We start from the raw sequence: 15436 nt of genomic DNA on the forward strand, positions 1-15436 counted from the left end.
TAGCTCCCGTCTGCTCCCTGTTGCCGGACTCTTGTTGGTCCTTGGTTTAGCCTAGGCGGCTCTCGCGCTGCTCGCGACCTGCTTCAGGCCGAAATCGTAATTGAGGTGGAAATAGTCGCGCTCCACCATGCGACCATCCGGCGCACGGCCGGCAGGGTGGCCAGTGAATTCGCGGATCAGGCTGTCCTTGACGCCGAACACCACGTCAGAGTCGAGATATTTGTCACCGGCGACGAACACATGGGTCACCAGTTGCTCGAAACCGGGCGCTGAGATCATGAAATGGACATGCGCGGGGCGCCAGGGATGGCGGCCCTGGACCTCCAGCATCTCGCCGACGGGGCCGTCATGCGGGATCGGATAGGCGGCCGGCTTGATCGACCAGAAATGGAAACGGCCGTTGGCGTCGGTATGGAAGCGCGCGCGCATCGCGAGATCGCCGATGTCGTCGAGCTGCTGCACGTCGTAATAGCCGTCGTCGTCGGAATGCCAGACATCGACGATGGCGCCCGCAAGCGGTTGTCCGTCGTCGGTCGAGACCGAGCCTGTGACCAGCATCGAATCGCCTTCCATCGGCCCCGAGATATCGGCGCCGCTGTCCTTCTCCGGCGCGGCCTGGACGAAGAAGGGGCCGAGCACCGTCGTCTCGGTCGCGCCTTCCGGCACCGGATGATTGATCGCGTCGACCAGCATGGAGACGCCGAGCGTGTCGGACAACAGGATGAACTCCTGGCGCTTGTCGTCGCACATGTGCCCGGTGCGGGTCAGGAAATCGATGCCGTATTCCCATTCCTTTTGGGTCGGCCGGACCTCGCGGACGAAGGCATGCAGGTGGCGCACCAGCGCCTCGCTGACTTCTTTGATGCGTGGATCGGTCGCGTCCTTGATCCGCTCCAGCACCGCGTCCGTGATCGTGGTCTCGTTGAAGTTGCGCATAGGTGTCTCCGCGATCAGAGTTTGGGTTCGCCAAGTCCGGACAGACGTTCCAGGTGCTTGACGGTCGCGATGAAGTCGGTGTCGCCGTCGCCCTGCGCGACCAGTGAGCCATAGGTCTCGCGCACTTGGGCTGCGAGTTGCAGCGGCACGCCGACGGCATGGCCGGCGCCGAGGATGAGATCGAGATCCTTGGCCATCTGCTTGCACGAGAAAGTCGACTCGAAGTCGCGTGTCCGCAGCGGCGCGGTCTTGTACTTCACCATCGGCGAGGCGACCGCGCTATCGTCGAGCACCTTCAAAATGTCCTGCCAGGCGATGCCGCCCTTGCGCGCCAGCGCAAGGCTCTCGGCCATCATCGCGGCCGACACCGCGATCATCAGATTGACCGAGAGCTTTGCGTAGCGCGCTTCCTCGGCTGGCCCGAGATATGTCTGGGCGCGGGTGAAGGCGGCGAACAGCGGCTTGGCGTTCTCGAAGGCGTCCTTCGGCCCGGAGACGAAGCAGGTCAGCGCACCCGTGTGAACGATGCTGGCATTGCCGGAGACCGGCGAACGCAGATAGGCAATGCCGCGCGCCTGTGCGGCGGTCGCAACTTCAGTTGAGGCCTCGACGCTCACGGTGCTGGTCTCGATCAGAACAGATCCAGCCGCCATCGCGGCGATCAGGCCGGCTGGGCCGAGCAGTGCGCCGCGCAAGGCGGCGTCATCCGGCAGGGACGTGATGACTGCCGCTTTGCCGTTCACGGCCTCGGCCGGCGAAGCGGCAATCGAAATGCCTTGCGCACGCGCCTCGTTGATCCGGGCTGCGCTCTGATCGAATGCGGTCACGGCGTAGCCGGCCTTGGCGACGAGCGCCGACATCGGCAGGCCCATCTTGCCGATCCCGATGAAAGCGACATTCCTTGAAGCGTCGGTCATTGATCTCATCCGTTGGCGCCTTCAGGCGGCGCGTCCCTGTCGTTCGATGTCCTGCACCAGCCGCCGGCCGGATTGGGCCAGCAATTCTTTCTTCGCGTCCAACCCGTCAACCAAAAGCCGGCCATCCCGCTTCTTCCAGGCGCCGCCGATCATCACAGCCTCGATATTGGCGAGGCTCGTCTGCATCACGACGGTCGCGACGGGATCGTGCACCGGGACAAGGTTGAGATCGGATGCGTTGATGACGATGAGGTCGGCGAGCTTGCCCGGCGTTAGCGAGCCGATCTGGCCCTCGCGGCCGAGCATGCGGGCGCCTTCGGTCGTGATCCAGCGCAGCGCCTCGCGGACGGGGATCGTGGTGGCCGCCGGAATGGTGCCGCTCACTTTTCGCGACTCCGCGTTGTCGAGCGCCCGCTGCATCGACAGCGCGACGCGGGCGACGGAGAAGAGATCGCCGGCCAGCACGGATTCCAGGTCGATCCCGATGGTCGGGCGCACGCCGCGCTTGAGCAGCCGTCCGGTGATCGGAAAACCGTGGCCCTGGATCATCTCGTTCTCCGGCGTCACCGAGAAGGACACGCCGAGGTCGACCATCTTGTCGAGGAGATCGTCGGGCAGATCGTTGCCATGAACGATGTTGATGCCGGCGCCGACGAGGCCGGCCTCGATCAGCTTCTCCCAGCCGCCGGGCGTCTTGGCCGGACCGCCGCCCTGATGCATCGAGGCGATCAGCTTGAGCTCGCGCGCCAGGCGGAAATCGTGCATGGCGACGTCGAGCGTCGAATAATGCGGGCCGAGAACAGCAAGCCCGAGCGTGACGAGGCCGTCGCGGTCGGCAAGGGGACCGGCCAGCAGCCGCTCGACCTCGCGGCGCGGATGCGGAATCTCGGAGAAATGCGGCTCGCCGGGCTTCGGCTCGGGTTTTGGCGAGCCGTGGAAGAAGGCGGCGCGGATGCCGCTCTCGATCAGCCCACGCACGGCGGCATCGGTATGATCAGGCGTCGGATTGTTGTGGCACCAGTCGACCAGCGTGGTGGTGCCGCAATTGATCTGGTTCAGCGCTCCGACGAGGGTCGCAATGTAGATGTCGTCGGGCCGGAACACGGTCGCGAGCCCGGCATGCATGCGACGGAAATATTCCAGCAGCGTCCAGTTCGCAGCATAGCCGCGCAATGCCGTCTGCCAGGTGTGCATATGCGCGTTGATCAGGCCGGGGATGACGATCCGGCCGTTGCCGTCCACGATCTCGGTTTCGGAAGCGCCGCTGCCGAGGTCGATCGAAGGGCGCACGTCGACGATGCGGCTGCCTTCGACCAGCACATCGCCGGTGTTGAGGTCGCCAATCGCGTCATCCATGCTGATGATGACCGCGGATTTGATCAGCGTGCGCCGCATCGCTTCAGGCCGCCGCTTTGATGGTAACCGGCGGCTCGCCGGCCCAGGCGCGGGCGATCAACTCGCGGATGGCGTTGCGCTCGAGCGGGCGCGGATTCCAGTAGGCGTTGGTGACGGCGAGATCGGCGGCCTTGTCGATGCCGCTTTCGGGCATGCCGATGTCGCGCAAGGCCAGCTTCGCACCCAGCCGCTTCGCGAGCTCGTAGAGCCCTTGGGACGCATCGGCCCCGCCGATCGCGCGCGAGATCCGCGCCATGGCATCGGGCACCGCCGGTGCGTTGTAGGCCAGCGCATGCGGCAGCACGATGGTGTGGGTTTCGGCGTGCGGCAGATCGAAGGTGCCGCCGAGCGTGTGGCAGAGCTTGTGATGCAGCGCCATGCCGACGGTGCCGAGGCAGACGCCGCACAGCCAGGCGCCGTAGAGTGCTTCGGTGCGCGCCTCGCGGTCATCGCTTTTGGCCGCAATGGCGGGGAGGGCGCGAGCGATCGCGCGGATGCCTTCCTCCGCCATCAGCGATGTCACGGGATTGGTGTCGCGCGCATAGAGCGCCTCCACGGCATGTGCGATCGCGTTGATGCCGGATGTTGCGGCCAGGCTCGCCGGCAGCGTCAGGGTGAGGTCGACATCGTAGATCACGGTCTCGGGCAGCACGGCTGGGTCGCGCACCGTGGTCTTCAGGCCGTTCTCGGTCTGGCCGACGATCGGCGTCATCTCCGAGCCGGCATAGGTGGTGGGAATGCAGAGCTGGTTGACGCCGGTGCGCAAGGCCAGCGCCTTGCCAAGGCCGGTGGTCGAGCCGCCGCCGAGCGAGACGACGCAATCGGCCTCGCATGCCTTCATCGCCGCGAGCGCGCGCTCCGTGACCTCGACCGGGGTGTGCATGGTCGCGCCGGGAAAGATGCCGGCGTAGAGCGGGCCGAGTGCGGCCCCCAAGCTCTTGCCTTGCGCCTCCTGCTGCGGCGTCGTCAGCACCAGCGCGCGCTTGCCGCCGAGCCGCTCGACCTCGGCTTTGGCGGAGGCCAGCGTTCCGCTGCCGAACACGACGCGGCAGGGCAGGTTTTCAAAGGTGAACGAACCGATCATGCGCCGGTCTCTTTGATGGGATAATCGACCTGGAAGCGTCCGATCCGCAAGTCGCCCAGCGCCTCGCGGACGCGCAAATGTTCGGGGTGGGTGGCATAGGCGGCGAGTGCGGCCTGGTCGGCAAATTCGGAGAACAGCACCACGTCGCAGGCGTAATCGACATCGCTGACGTCGACGCCGACCTCGATATGGGTGAGGCCCTCAATCCGGCCCCGCAGTCCCTCGAACAGGGTCTTGACCTTGGAACGGGCCGCGGAGCGCTCCGCGGGCGTCTCCCCGCGTAGCCGCCACATCACGATGTGCCTGATCGGGCCCGACATTTCCCAGTTTCCTCGCCTGCTATCTTGCTTGTGTTCTGGCCATTTTGACTTGCAGGATGCGAAAATAAAGGTCAATATTTGTAAGTCTCTTTTTCTAAAAGTGGAAAAATGGATCGCCTGCTGCAATTGGAGGTGTTCTCCAAGACGGCCGAGCTCGGCAGCCTGTCAAAAGCCGCCGAGGCCTTGCGCATGTCGAATGCGGCGGCGAGCCGCCATCTCAGCGCGCTCGAGGAGCGCCTTGCGGTCAGGCTGATCGAGCGCAACACACGCAGGCTGTGGCTGACGGAGGCGGGGCAGGAGCTGCTGGAGCGCTCCAGCCGGGTGCTGAGCGAACTGGCGGAGGCCGAGGACATCGTCAGCGATCGTGCGCTGTCGCCGCAGGGCACGCTGCGGGTCACGAGCTCGCTGTCCTTTGCGGTGATCTATCTGGCGCCGATGCTGCCGGCCTTCCGCGCGCGCTATCCGAAGCTCAACATGCAGATCACGACCGCCAACCGCTATCCCGATTTCATCGAGGCCGGCATCGACGTGGCGATCCGGACGCGCGAGCAGGAGCCGGATTCGAACATCATCGTCCGCCGCATCGGCCAGATGCGGCGCGTGCTTGCCGCCGCGCCTTCCTATCTCGCAAGCGCCGGCGAGCCGGAGCAGCCCGCCGATCTCGCGCGTCACAACATGCTGGTCTACAATCTCGCGAACGATCCCTATTCGCTGCGCCTGCGCAAAAGCCATGGCGCGCAGACCGTCCGCATCGCGCCGACGCTCGACAGCAATGACGGCCAGGTCATTCGCGGCGCGGCGCTGGCAGGGCTCGGCATCCTCATCCAGCCGCTCTACATCGTCCAGAGCGACATCGCGGCGGGCCGTCTCGTCCCGGTGCTGGTGGATTGGGAGCTGCCGCTGCTCACCATGAACATCGCCTACCAGAACCGCGCCGGGCTGCCCGCCAAGATCAGGGCTTTTTCCGACTTTCTCGTCACTCACATCCGCGAGCATTCGGAGCCGGGCATCTGGATGGACGCGACGAAGTGAGCGGGTAGCAGCCATGTATCTCGGCATCGATCTCGGCACCTCGGCGGTCAAGACCGTTCTCGTCGACGGCGCCCAGCGCGTGATTGCAAGCGAGAGCCGGCCGTTGACGACCGCCTCGCCGCTATCAGGCTATTTCGAGCAGGATCCCGCGCAGTGGATCGATGCAACCTTCGCCACGCTGGATGCCTTGAAGGCGACGCATGCCGGCGAGTTGGCGGCCGTCGAAGGCATTGGACTGTCCGGGCAGATGCATGGCGCCACGCTGCTTGATGCGAGCTCGAGACCGTTGCGGCCCTGCATCCTCTGGAACGACGGACGCTCCGCCGCCGAGTGTCGTGTCCTGGAACGACGCTGGCCCGCCTTGCGTGCGACGTCGGGCAACAAGGCGATGCCGGGATTCACCGCGCCGAAGCTGCTCTGGATCGCGACGCACGAGCCCGAAATCTTTGCGGCGACGAAACTCGTTCTGCTGCCAAAGGCCTATCTGCGCCTGGTGCTGAGCGGCGAGGCCATCGAGGACGTCTCGGATGCATCGGGATCACTGTGGCTCGACGCCGCGCGCCGGGACTGGTCGGACGCAGCACTGGCAGCGACCGGCCTGTCGCGCGATCACATGCCGCGTCTGGTCGAGGGATGCGCGCCCGCGACCACGCTGCGCGGCGAGCTGGCACGGCGCTGGGGCATGAGCGGACAGCCGGTGATCGCGGGCGGTGCCGGCGACAATCCGGCAGGCGCCGTCGGCATCGGCGCGATCCGGCCGGGAACCGCGTTCGTGTCGCTGGGAACCTCGGGTGCCTTGTTGGCACCGACCAGCAGAATCGCCGCCAACCCGGACCGCGCGGTGCACACGTTCTGCCATGCCATTCCCGACATGTGGATTCAGGCCGGCGCGATCCTCTCGGCTGCCTCCTGCCTGGCCTGGATCGCGCGCCTGTTCGGCGCCACCGAGGCCGAGTTGCTGGCGCCGCTTGGATTGCGCCCGCAGGCGCCGTCGCCTGTGAGTTTCCTGCCTTATCTGGCGGGTGAGCGGACACCGCACGATGATCCCGCCGTGCGCGGCATGCTGGATGGTTTGAGCCATGGCACCGATCGCGGGTCGATCGTGCAGGCGGTGCTCGAGGGCGTTGCCTTCGCGCTTGCCGATTGCCGCGACGCGCTCGCGGATGCCGGCATTGCGATGACGGAAGCCGACGCCATTGGCGGTGGTTCACGGTCCCGGTTCTGGCTCTCGGTGCTGGCAAACGTGCTGAATGTTCCGGTCCATCGCTTTGCCGGAGGCGAGACCGGCGCGGCGTTCGGTGCGGCGAGATTGGGGCGGCTTGCCGTCACCGGTGAGGCGATCGCCGCCGTGTGCACGCGGCCGCAGCGCGTCGAGACGTTCGAACCAGACGCAAGACTGGTCGATGCCTATGCCGAGCGGCTTCCCGCGTGGCGCGAACTGTATCGGCCGCGCCACTAGCACCGCCTTGACGTTGCATTCCCGTGTGTTCGGTATTGCTCTGCGCCGCGGCCTTTTGTTTAATGCGTGAACCGCGCTGACAAAATCATTGAGACGCGGGTAGGAAACGCATTGTGCGTCGGGAGGCACGATGAACGATCCGATCCTCGAGATGCGTGGGGTCTCAAAGTCCTTCTTTGGCATCAAGGCGCTGCGTTCCGTCGATCTCACCGTCCATGCCGGCGAAATTCATGCCCTGATGGGTGAGAACGGCGCCGGAAAGTCGACGCTGATGAAGATCTTGTCCGGCGCCTACAGGCCCGATCCCGGCGGCGAGATCCGGATCGAAGGAAGCCCGGTACGGATCGAAGGTCCGCTCGGCGGCCGCGCGGCGGGCATCTCCATCATCTACCAGGAGCTGTCGCTGGCTCCCAATCTCAGTGTTGCCGAGAATATCTATCTCGGCCGGGAGCTATCGCGAGCAGGCTTGCTGGCACGCGGCGCCATGCGCGAGGGCGTCGGCCCCATCCTGAAACGGCTGGGCGCAGACTTCCTGCCGTCGACGCTGGTGGCGCACCTTTCCATGGGCCAGCGGCAACTGGTCGAGATCGCGCGTGCGCTGCACGCGAGGTCAAAAATCCTGATCATGGATGAGCCGACCACCGCGCTGTCGGCCGGCGAGAGCGCGCGGCTGTTCGCGCTGATCCGCCAGCTTCGCGCCGAGGGGCTTGCCATCATCTACATCTCGCATCGCATGGACGAGGTCTATGCGCTCGGCGACCGCGTCACCGTGCTGCGCGACGGCCGGCTGGTCGGGGCGCTCGACAAGCAGGACATCCGCGCCGACACCATCGTTCGGCTAATGGTCGGGCGTGACGTCTCCTCGTTCTACAAGAAGGATCATGATCCGGAGGCGGGGCGGGGGCATCCCGTGCTCGCAGCGATCGACATGGCCGATGGCCGGCGCGTCAAAGGGTGCTCGCTGACCGTGCATGCGGGCGAGGTGGTCGGCCTCGCCGGCCTGATCGGCGCAGGTCGCACCGAGCTTGCGCATCTCATCATTGGCGCGGCGCCCAGGACCTCCGGCCGTGTCGAGCTGGAAGGACGCCCGGTCGATATCCGCACGCCGGGTGAGGCGCTCGACATCGGCGTCGCCTATCTGACCGAGGACCGCAAGGCGCTCGGCCTGTTCCTGGACATGTCGTGCCTGGACAACATCAACCTCGCGGTGCTCGGCCGGGATGCCCGGATCGGTTACATCCTCGATCGCGACAAGGCCCGCGACCGCGCCAACAGGGCGTTCGCGGCGCTCGGCATTCGTGCCGCCGATATCAACGTCACCGTCGGCGCATTGTCCGGCGGCAACCAGCAGAAGGTGCTGCTGTCGCGCCTGCTTGCGACCACGCCAAAGGTCCTGATCCTCGATGAGCCGACGCGCGGCGTGGATGTCGGCGCCAAGTCCGAGATCTATTCGATCATCGACAATCTTGCCAAATCCGGCACCGCGATCCTCGTCATCTCATCCGATCTGCCCGAAATCATCGGCATCTGCGACCGCGTCGTCGTCATGCGGGCGGGGCATATCGCCGGTGAAATCGAGCGTGGCGCGACGTCGCCCCTGAACCAGGAAGACATCATGGCGCTCGCCACGGGGATGGAGCAACTCGATGCATGACGGCTCTTCAAAGACGGACGCCGCCGCCGCCGCGGGCCTCGCGGCCGCGCAGGAGACGAAGCGTCAGCGCATAAGGCTTCTGATCCGCGCCGCCGGCATGCTGCCGGTGTTGTTGATCTTGTGCGGCGGCTTCCATTTTCTGTCGGAGGGCCGCTTCTTCACCGGACAAAATCTCGGCATCGTGTTGCAGCAGGCCGCAGTGAACACCGTGCTTGCGGCAGGCATGACCTTCGTCATCCTCACCGGCGGCATCGACCTCTCGGTCGGCTCGATCCTGGCGGCGTCCGCGATGGCCGGGTTGACGCTCTCCAAGCTGCCGGAGCTCGGGATGCTGTGGCTGCCGGCCGCGCTGCTCACGGGCCTCGGCTTCGGCGTCATCAACGGCGCGCTGATTGCACTCCTCCGCCTGCCGCCTTTCATCGTCACGCTCGGCTCTCTCACCGCCGTACGCGGCCTGGCGCGACTGCTCGGGGCCGACACCACCGTCTTTAATCCTTCCATTCCCTATGCCTTCATCGGCAACGGCTCGCTGACGCTCGTTCCCGGCGTCGCGTCGATCCCGTGGCTCTCGGTGATCGCCTTGCTCGTCATCCTCGTCTCGTGGCTGGTGCTGCGCCGGACCGTCCTCGGCGTGCACATCTATGCGGTGGGCGGCAATGAAAGCGCGGCGCGGCTTGCCGGCATCAAGGTCTGGGCCGTGCTGATCTTCGTCTACGGCATCTCGGGACTCTTCGCCGGGCTCGGCGGCGCGATGCAGGCGGCGCGGCTCTATGCGGCCAACGGTCTCCAGCTCGGTCAGTCCTACGAGCTCGATGCGATCACCGCCGTGATCCTGGGCGGCACCTCGTTCGTCGGCGGCATCGGCTCGATCTGGGGCACGCTGGTCGGTGCGCTGATCATCGCCGTCCTGTCGAACGGCCTGATCCTCGTCGGCGTCTCGGACATCTGGCAATATGTGATCAAGGGCCTGGTGATCATCGGCGCCGTGGCGCTGGACCGCTACCGGCTGCAGGGCTCCGCCAGAACCTGAATGGGTTCGGCGCGCACCTGAGTGCGCATGATGTGATGCGAGGTTCCGCTGCGGCAACTGGTCTGCCGTGCCGGATAAGAATACAGACCAGGGAGGAAGCCAATGTTGAAGACGATCACGCTCGCCGGCGCCGCGATGGCGCTTGCCCTAAGCACCGCGCCGTCCTTCGCCAAGGAACTCAAGTCGATCGGCGTCTCGCTGGGGTCGATGGGCAATCCGTTCTTCGTCGCGCTGTCGAAGGGCGCCGAGTTCGAGGCCAGGAAGACCAACCCCAATGTGAAGATCACGACGGTCGGCTTCGAATACGACCTCGGCAAGCAGGTCACCCAGATCGACAATTTCATTGCCGCCGGCGTCGACCTGATCCTGTTGAACCCCGGCGATCCCAAGGCGATCGGGCCGGCGATCAAGAAGGCGCAGGCGGCGGGCATCGTGGTCGTCGCGGTCGACACCGCGGCCGAAGGCGCCGACGCCACCATAACCACGAACAACGTGCAGGCCGGCGAGATCTCATGCCAGTACATCGTCGACAAGCTGGGGGGCAAGGGCGACGTCATCATCGAGAACGGGCCGCAGGTCTCGGCCGTGATCGACCGCGTCGTCGGCTGCAAGAACGTTCTCTCGAAGAATCCCGGGATCAAGGTGTTGTCCAGCGACCAGGACGGCAAAGGCTCGCGTGAAGGCGGTCTCACCATCGCGCAGGGCTATCTGACGCGCTTTTCCAAGATCGACGCCATCTTCGCCATCAACGATCCGCAGGCGATCGGCACCGATCTCGCGGCGCGCCAGCAAGGCCGCAGCGGCATCGTCATCACCGCGGTCGATGGCGCGCCCGACATCGAGGCGGCACTGAAGGATCCGGCAGCGCCGCAGGTCCAGGCGTCCGCTTCGCAGGACCCGTTCTTCATGGCGCGGCGCGCGGTGCAGGTGGGCGTCGGCATTCTCAATGGCCAGAAGCCGGCCTCGACCGTCGAGCTCCTGCCCTCGAAGCTCGTGACCAGGGACAACGTCGCCGAGTACAAGGGCTGGACCTCGGATCGTTCTCAGTAGAAGGCCGCCTCCCGCGGGAGCGGTCGAAGCACGAGATGACGGGCGGCGTTGTGATCCACGCCGTCCGTCGTGCCACGCGCTAGCAGGCGGTGTGGGGACTGGTTCGCGGGGACAAGACGACCGATGGAAATTTGCTTGCGAAGGCCCGGGTCTTGGGTTGAACACGCGACCCGTCGATCACCTCGAGCCGGCCGCAGCGGTTCAGCGTGTGCAGCTTTCTGCCGGGCCATGCCGGTCCGGGTCTGAGGGAGTGGCGGACGACCTGCTTGAACGTCGTCGGAGACAGTTCGATCACTTCCGCGAGGTCGAGCGCGGCGCCATATCCGTCGGCGCAATCCTGCACCGGCCGCCACAATTTGCCATCGATGGTGACGAAATTCCCCGCGGGTCGCGCACTTGCGCGATCGATCAGGACGGGGTTGCTGGCATGGGGCAACCAGGGGCCGAGCAGGTGCTCGGCGTAATAGATCGCAAGCGAATCCGAATAGCCGCCGGTTCCGTCTCGCCAGGCTCCGAACAGGTAGTTCAGACCGTTGTGCTGCGTGATGGTCACGTCGGCCAGTTCGAGGCCTGACAGCAGCGTGGCGTGTCGCTCCCATTTGTCCGGAAACCGAATGCATTTGTAGAGCGCGACGTCCCCGTGGAGCGAGCTCTCCGGGATCATCCACAACTCGCCATCGTCCTCGATCAGGAACGGATAGGACAGGTGCCAGGGCTCCTCCAGCACGGGCACGACGTCGCCGACCGGGCCGGCCTCGCCGAACTCGACCGCCGAAATGATGCCTTTTCCAACCCGATGATCGAGATCTTCGAAGTAGACGAATGTTCGTCCCTGCCAGGTGATGGGGAAGGGATCGGCATAGAAATGGTTTCCGGGATCGGCAAGAACGTTCCAGCGAGGCCCGGAGAGATCTCCCGTCTGCCAGACGCCCGCGCCATCATTGAAGCGCCATCCGACATGCCAATGCGGGGCATAGCAGCAGAGGCGGTAAATCTCCTTGGCGATCGACACGGCGAGGCCGCGCACGACGTAGGCCGCAGGCCGCCGGCCGTTGCCGGCTCGGGCCGGGCGTGCCAGCTGCGGCACGATACGCGGCCGTCCCGACAGGATGGCCGCCACCATGGTCAGGGTTCGCGCCATGACCGTTTCGAGCCCACCGCTCAAACCGGCCGCGATTTCCGCGGAGGGATGGCCGCGATCGAGCACCGCACCGTCGACCTCGTTGACGATCTCGATGACGGGCAGGTCGCCGGCGAGAATCGCCGCGAGTGCCGCGTTTTCACCTGCAGTTCCGTTGAACAACGGGCGGAGATACAGCCGGGCCGAACAGTGCGGATCGCGCGCGGCGCTCGTGAAATCGACGATCACGTCGGCCGTGCCGGTGCGGGCCTGTGTCTGTTCCGGATCGATCTTCAGCCCGTCGGCGCCGCTGTGCCTGCCTTTACGCAGCACCATGCGCTCCAGTTCGAACAGGGCGTCGAGCCCCGCGGGCCGTGGCTCCGCCGTTGCAGTCAACGCGATTTGAACCGGAACGTCCCGGCCGTCGATCGACAGCGTCTGGCGGTGCATCCACCGCCGCGCATGGTCACGTTCGCAGCGAAACTCGATGATCATGTCGAGCCAACCTATTCCAACGCATCGGCTCAGACGACCCGATTGAGGATTTGAACGTATTCCTCAACCATCGCATCGACCGAATAGCGCAACCTCAGGCCTTTGGCATTCTTTTGCAGTTCGTCGCTCAGTGCTTGGTCGGTCAGAAGTCTGGAGACGGCAGCCGACAGCTTCGCTTGATCTGAAGCATCGACAAAGAGGGCAGTGGGCTTTCCTTCGAAGGACAGCACCTCGCGCAGCACGGGAAGATCGGTGACGACCGAGGGAACGCCGGCGTTGGCGGCTTCGACGGCGGCAAGGCCAAATGTCTCGGCCTGCGTCGGAAACACGAATATGTCGAGACAGGCGAGAAAATCCGCGATCTGGCGTGGCGCGATTTCACCGAGCAGATGCAATCGGTCCGAGACCTTCAGCTCGTCCGCGAGCTGCCGCAGTCGCGCCTCATCGGCGCCCTGGCCGGCGAGTGCAAGGTGCCACGACGGCTCGTCCGGCAAGAGGCGTATCGCCGCATCGAGCCGCTTGTGCGGATGCAGCCTCGCCGCGCAGCCGAGCAGGACGCGGTCCGGCGGCAGGTTGAATTTCTGTCGTGCGGCGCCCTTCGGCAGGATGAGGGCCTTGTCCTCGAAGCCGTGCGGGACATGCACCATGCGCGACCGGTAGGCCTGCGGGTAGCGCGAATACTCGCGCTCCATGTCCTTTGAGTTCAGCGTGATGCGGTCGAAGAAGCCGACGCTGCCCATGACGATGTCGGCCGTGCGGATCGGCCAGCTCATCGACAGCGCGGATGAAACCTGATTGGCGACGACAGGGGCGCGGCTGACGAGGCGCGTCACGCCCGCGCCGATGACGTTGCCGAAATGCTGGAAGGTCAGAACGGCGTCGGGCCGCGTGGCTCTGATATGACCGCCAAGCGTCCACAGCATCCGCAGCAGCGCAACCGGATCGCCCGGCCGGCTCGATGCGCAATAGAACGTCTCGGGCGGCTCGTCGAACGAATCCGATTTGCGGAAGAAAAACAGGTTGGAGACGCGATGGCCGCGCGCGGAGAGCCCGGCGCCGAGAAGCCTGGAGATCTCCTGCGCGCCCGCGTTCTCGGCCTGGGTCTGTACGAGAAGGACATGCAGCTTTCGTTCGCTGCCGTTCAGCCGCGCCAGTTCTGTCGCGGTCGTCTCGCCCAATTCCTTGTTCGGCTGGTAGTGGAGCACGGATCCCGACCGCTAAAGAAACGAAATCTTCACCTTCTTAACCCCGTACCTATCATGCAGGCATCGGGCAGACACCGACTAGCAACAAACGGAGTTAATGCGCGAGCCGCCGATTGCCGCGTTCTCGCGGGAATTCTGCCGATTCCCGGATGGTGCGCAGCGAGCGCGTTAACCAACGGGACCTGCACGCGCCGTCGCGGATCAACCAAGCCGATCGTACGGCTGACGCCTATTCGGCGGAGTCGGCGCCGCGAACCGCATAGCGGCCGCGCCGCCACGCCGAGAAGCGCAACAGCACGAGAACCGAAGGATCGACCCCGGTTCGCCGGCGGCACAAGATATTGAGCGCGATGGTCGTGAGCGCCAGCGACACCGTGGCGGCAATCGCCGCGCCAAGCACGCCGAGCCAGGGGATCAGGACGAGGAATCCGACCAGTCTCAATGCGACATTTGCGGCGACGACGGGGACGTAGATGCGTTCATGGCCGGTCAATTGCAGGATCGCCGCCGACGGACCGCCCGCGGCCTGGATGGCCGTTCCGATCGCCAGCACGATCAGCACCGAGTGCTGCTCGGTGAAATGAGGCCCGAACAGGTTGAGGAGATAGGGGCCGCCGATCCAGATCATGGCGAGCCCCGCGACCACGCAAAGCGCGGTCACTTCCGCCATGAGCTGCAGCGTCCGCTCGAATTCCTGGTGATTTTTGCTGAAGTAGAGCGAAGGAAGCCGGCGCGCGCCGAACGAGTACAGCGCGGCGGAGAGCATGGCGAAGATGTTGGCGAGGCGTGACGCCGCGAAGTAGATGCCGGCGGTCGCCGGATCCAGCATCCAGTAGACCAGAATGACGTCGAAATACTGGTTCGCGACTTCAAGGATGGACGCAAGCCAGAAATGCAGCGCGCTCGATCGCCAGCGCGATGCTTCGGAATTCGCTGCTGTCGTGCGCAAATCCGGCAGCACCCGTACAATCGCAATGATCTGTGCGACGAGGCCCACCGACATCGCAATCGTCATTGCGGCGATCAGCTCGGCGGGATCGAGCTGCCGATGCCCGAACAGCATGGCGAGCAGAAACAGCACGACGAAAACCCGCCAGAAGAACTCGCGGTTGCCTTCGCCCATGATAATGCTGACCAGCGAGCGCGCGATCTGGCTGCCGAGCATCAATCCGGCACTCACGGCGGTGTAGGCCGAGACGGCGAGGATCAGCAGCCACAAATCTCCTCTGAAATGCGCAACCAACGCAACCGCGGCGATCGCGATCAGCATCGCGACGGCGGAAATCCTGAAGCTGGAGAGCAGGAGGCCCTTGGTGAGGTCGGGCCTGTCGCCGACCTCATACTCGTTCAGGAATCGCACCAACAATGCTTCCTGACCGACCAGTCCTACGACTGCGGCGATCTGGGCAACCGAAAGCCAGGTCGCAAAGATACCGAATCCATCGGGCGTCATCGTTCGCGCGGCCAGCGAGAACAACGCAAACGCGAGCGCGCCGCTGCCAACCTTCAGAAGGATGGTCCCGACGACACCGCGCGTGACGTCACGCCGCAGAAATTGAACAATGGAATCGATCATCGAAGATGCGGAGCGTTCCCCGAAGATGGGCGTTGCAAGGACGGCGAGAGCCTAGCATGCCGGAAAAATGCGAGTGTTAATGCGCGGTCTTGAGGTCCCGTCGTCTGTCGTCGACGAAGGTCGTACGCCGCTGCTTCACTGCGGAACAGCCGCGTCCCCGATG

The 15436-nt window shown here is 65.2% G+C and carries 13 protein-coding genes; 5 read left to right on the forward strand and 8 right to left on the reverse strand.

Annotated features, from left to right (window positions below):
- Positions 1–51: 51 nt before the first annotated feature.
- From J4G43_RS19015 to J4G43_RS19035, 5 genes are read right to left on the reverse strand one after another with little or no spacing between them, the layout of a single operon-like run.
- On the reverse strand, positions 52–936 hold the full coding sequence (locus tag J4G43_RS19015) for an intradiol ring-cleavage dioxygenase (protein ID WP_208085927.1): 885 nt from the start codon (positions 934–936) through the stop codon (positions 52–54).
- A 14-nt stretch (positions 937–950) separates the two neighbouring features.
- A complete protein-coding gene (locus J4G43_RS19020; RefSeq protein ID WP_208085928.1) occupies positions 951–1853 on the reverse strand; it encodes an NAD(P)-dependent oxidoreductase in 903 nt (300 codons plus the stop codon).
- Between the two features lie 21 nt (positions 1854–1874).
- Entirely contained in the window at positions 1875–3248 is a 1374-nt protein-coding gene (locus J4G43_RS19025; RefSeq protein WP_208085929.1) for an amidohydrolase family protein, read from the reverse strand.
- A 4-nt stretch (positions 3249–3252) separates the two neighbouring features.
- Positions 3253–4332, reverse strand: coding sequence for a maleylacetate reductase (locus J4G43_RS19030; RefSeq protein ID WP_208085930.1), 1080 nt, complete (start codon positions 4330–4332; stop codon positions 3253–3255).
- Positions 4329–4652 (reverse strand): Dabb family protein, encoded by a 324-nt coding sequence (locus J4G43_RS19035; RefSeq protein WP_028147171.1) that lies wholly within the window; start codon positions 4650–4652, stop codon positions 4329–4331. The genes J4G43_RS19030 and J4G43_RS19035 overlap by 4 nt, the downstream gene beginning before the upstream one ends.
- A gap of 108 nt (positions 4653–4760) precedes the next feature.
- On the opposite strand from J4G43_RS19035, the gene J4G43_RS19040 reads away from it, so the two are divergent.
- From J4G43_RS19040 to J4G43_RS19060, 5 genes are all read left to right on the forward strand, one after another.
- Positions 4761–5684 (forward strand): LysR family transcriptional regulator, encoded by a 924-nt coding sequence (locus J4G43_RS19040; protein ID WP_208085931.1) that lies wholly within the window; start codon positions 4761–4763, stop codon positions 5682–5684.
- Between the two features lie 13 nt (positions 5685–5697).
- Positions 5698–7143: a xylulokinase gene (gene xylB, locus J4G43_RS19045; RefSeq protein ID WP_208085932.1), complete on the forward strand. Its 1446-nt coding sequence runs from the start codon at positions 5698–5700 to the stop codon at positions 7141–7143.
- Positions 7144–7273: 130 nt separating this feature from the next.
- Positions 7274–8797, forward strand: a complete 1524-nt coding sequence (locus tag J4G43_RS19050) for a sugar ABC transporter ATP-binding protein (RefSeq protein WP_208085933.1) — start codon at positions 7274–7276, stop codon at positions 8795–8797.
- Complete coding sequence (locus tag J4G43_RS19055) at positions 8790–9827, forward strand: ABC transporter permease subunit (protein WP_166351726.1); 1038 nt, start codon at positions 8790–8792, stop codon at positions 9825–9827. The genes J4G43_RS19050 and J4G43_RS19055 overlap by 8 nt, the downstream gene beginning before the upstream one ends.
- 102 nt (positions 9828–9929) lie before the next feature.
- Positions 9930–10877 carry an ABC transporter substrate-binding protein gene (locus J4G43_RS19060; RefSeq protein WP_135215839.1) on the forward strand — a complete coding sequence of 316 codons (948 nt, stop codon included), beginning with the start codon at positions 9930–9932 and terminating at the stop codon, positions 10875–10877.
- Between the two features lie 79 nt (positions 10878–10956).
- Here J4G43_RS19060 and J4G43_RS19065 read toward each other — a convergent pair whose 3' ends face one another.
- The 3 genes from J4G43_RS19065 to J4G43_RS19075 all read right to left on the reverse strand — a co-directional run bounded on the left by J4G43_RS19065 (position 10957) and on the right by J4G43_RS19075 (position 15273).
- Complete coding sequence (locus tag J4G43_RS19065) at positions 10957–12492, reverse strand: glucosamine inositolphosphorylceramide transferase family protein (protein ID WP_208085934.1); 1536 nt, start codon at positions 12490–12492, stop codon at positions 10957–10959.
- 29 nt (positions 12493–12521) lie between these two features.
- Entirely contained in the window at positions 12522–13697 is a 1176-nt protein-coding gene (locus J4G43_RS19070) for a glycosyltransferase family 4 protein (RefSeq protein WP_208085935.1), read from the reverse strand.
- 229 nt (positions 13698–13926) lie between these two features.
- The gene (locus J4G43_RS19075; RefSeq protein ID WP_208085936.1) at positions 13927–15273 is read right to left on the reverse strand and encodes a lipopolysaccharide biosynthesis protein; all 1347 of its coding nucleotides are present in this window, start codon (positions 15271–15273) and stop codon (positions 13927–13929) included.
- Positions 15274–15436 lie beyond the last annotated feature (163 nt).

This window comes from Bradyrhizobium barranii subsp. barranii (assembly GCF_017565645.3).
In the GTDB taxonomy this organism is placed as follows: Bacteria; Pseudomonadota; Alphaproteobacteria; order Rhizobiales; family Xanthobacteraceae; genus Bradyrhizobium; species Bradyrhizobium barranii.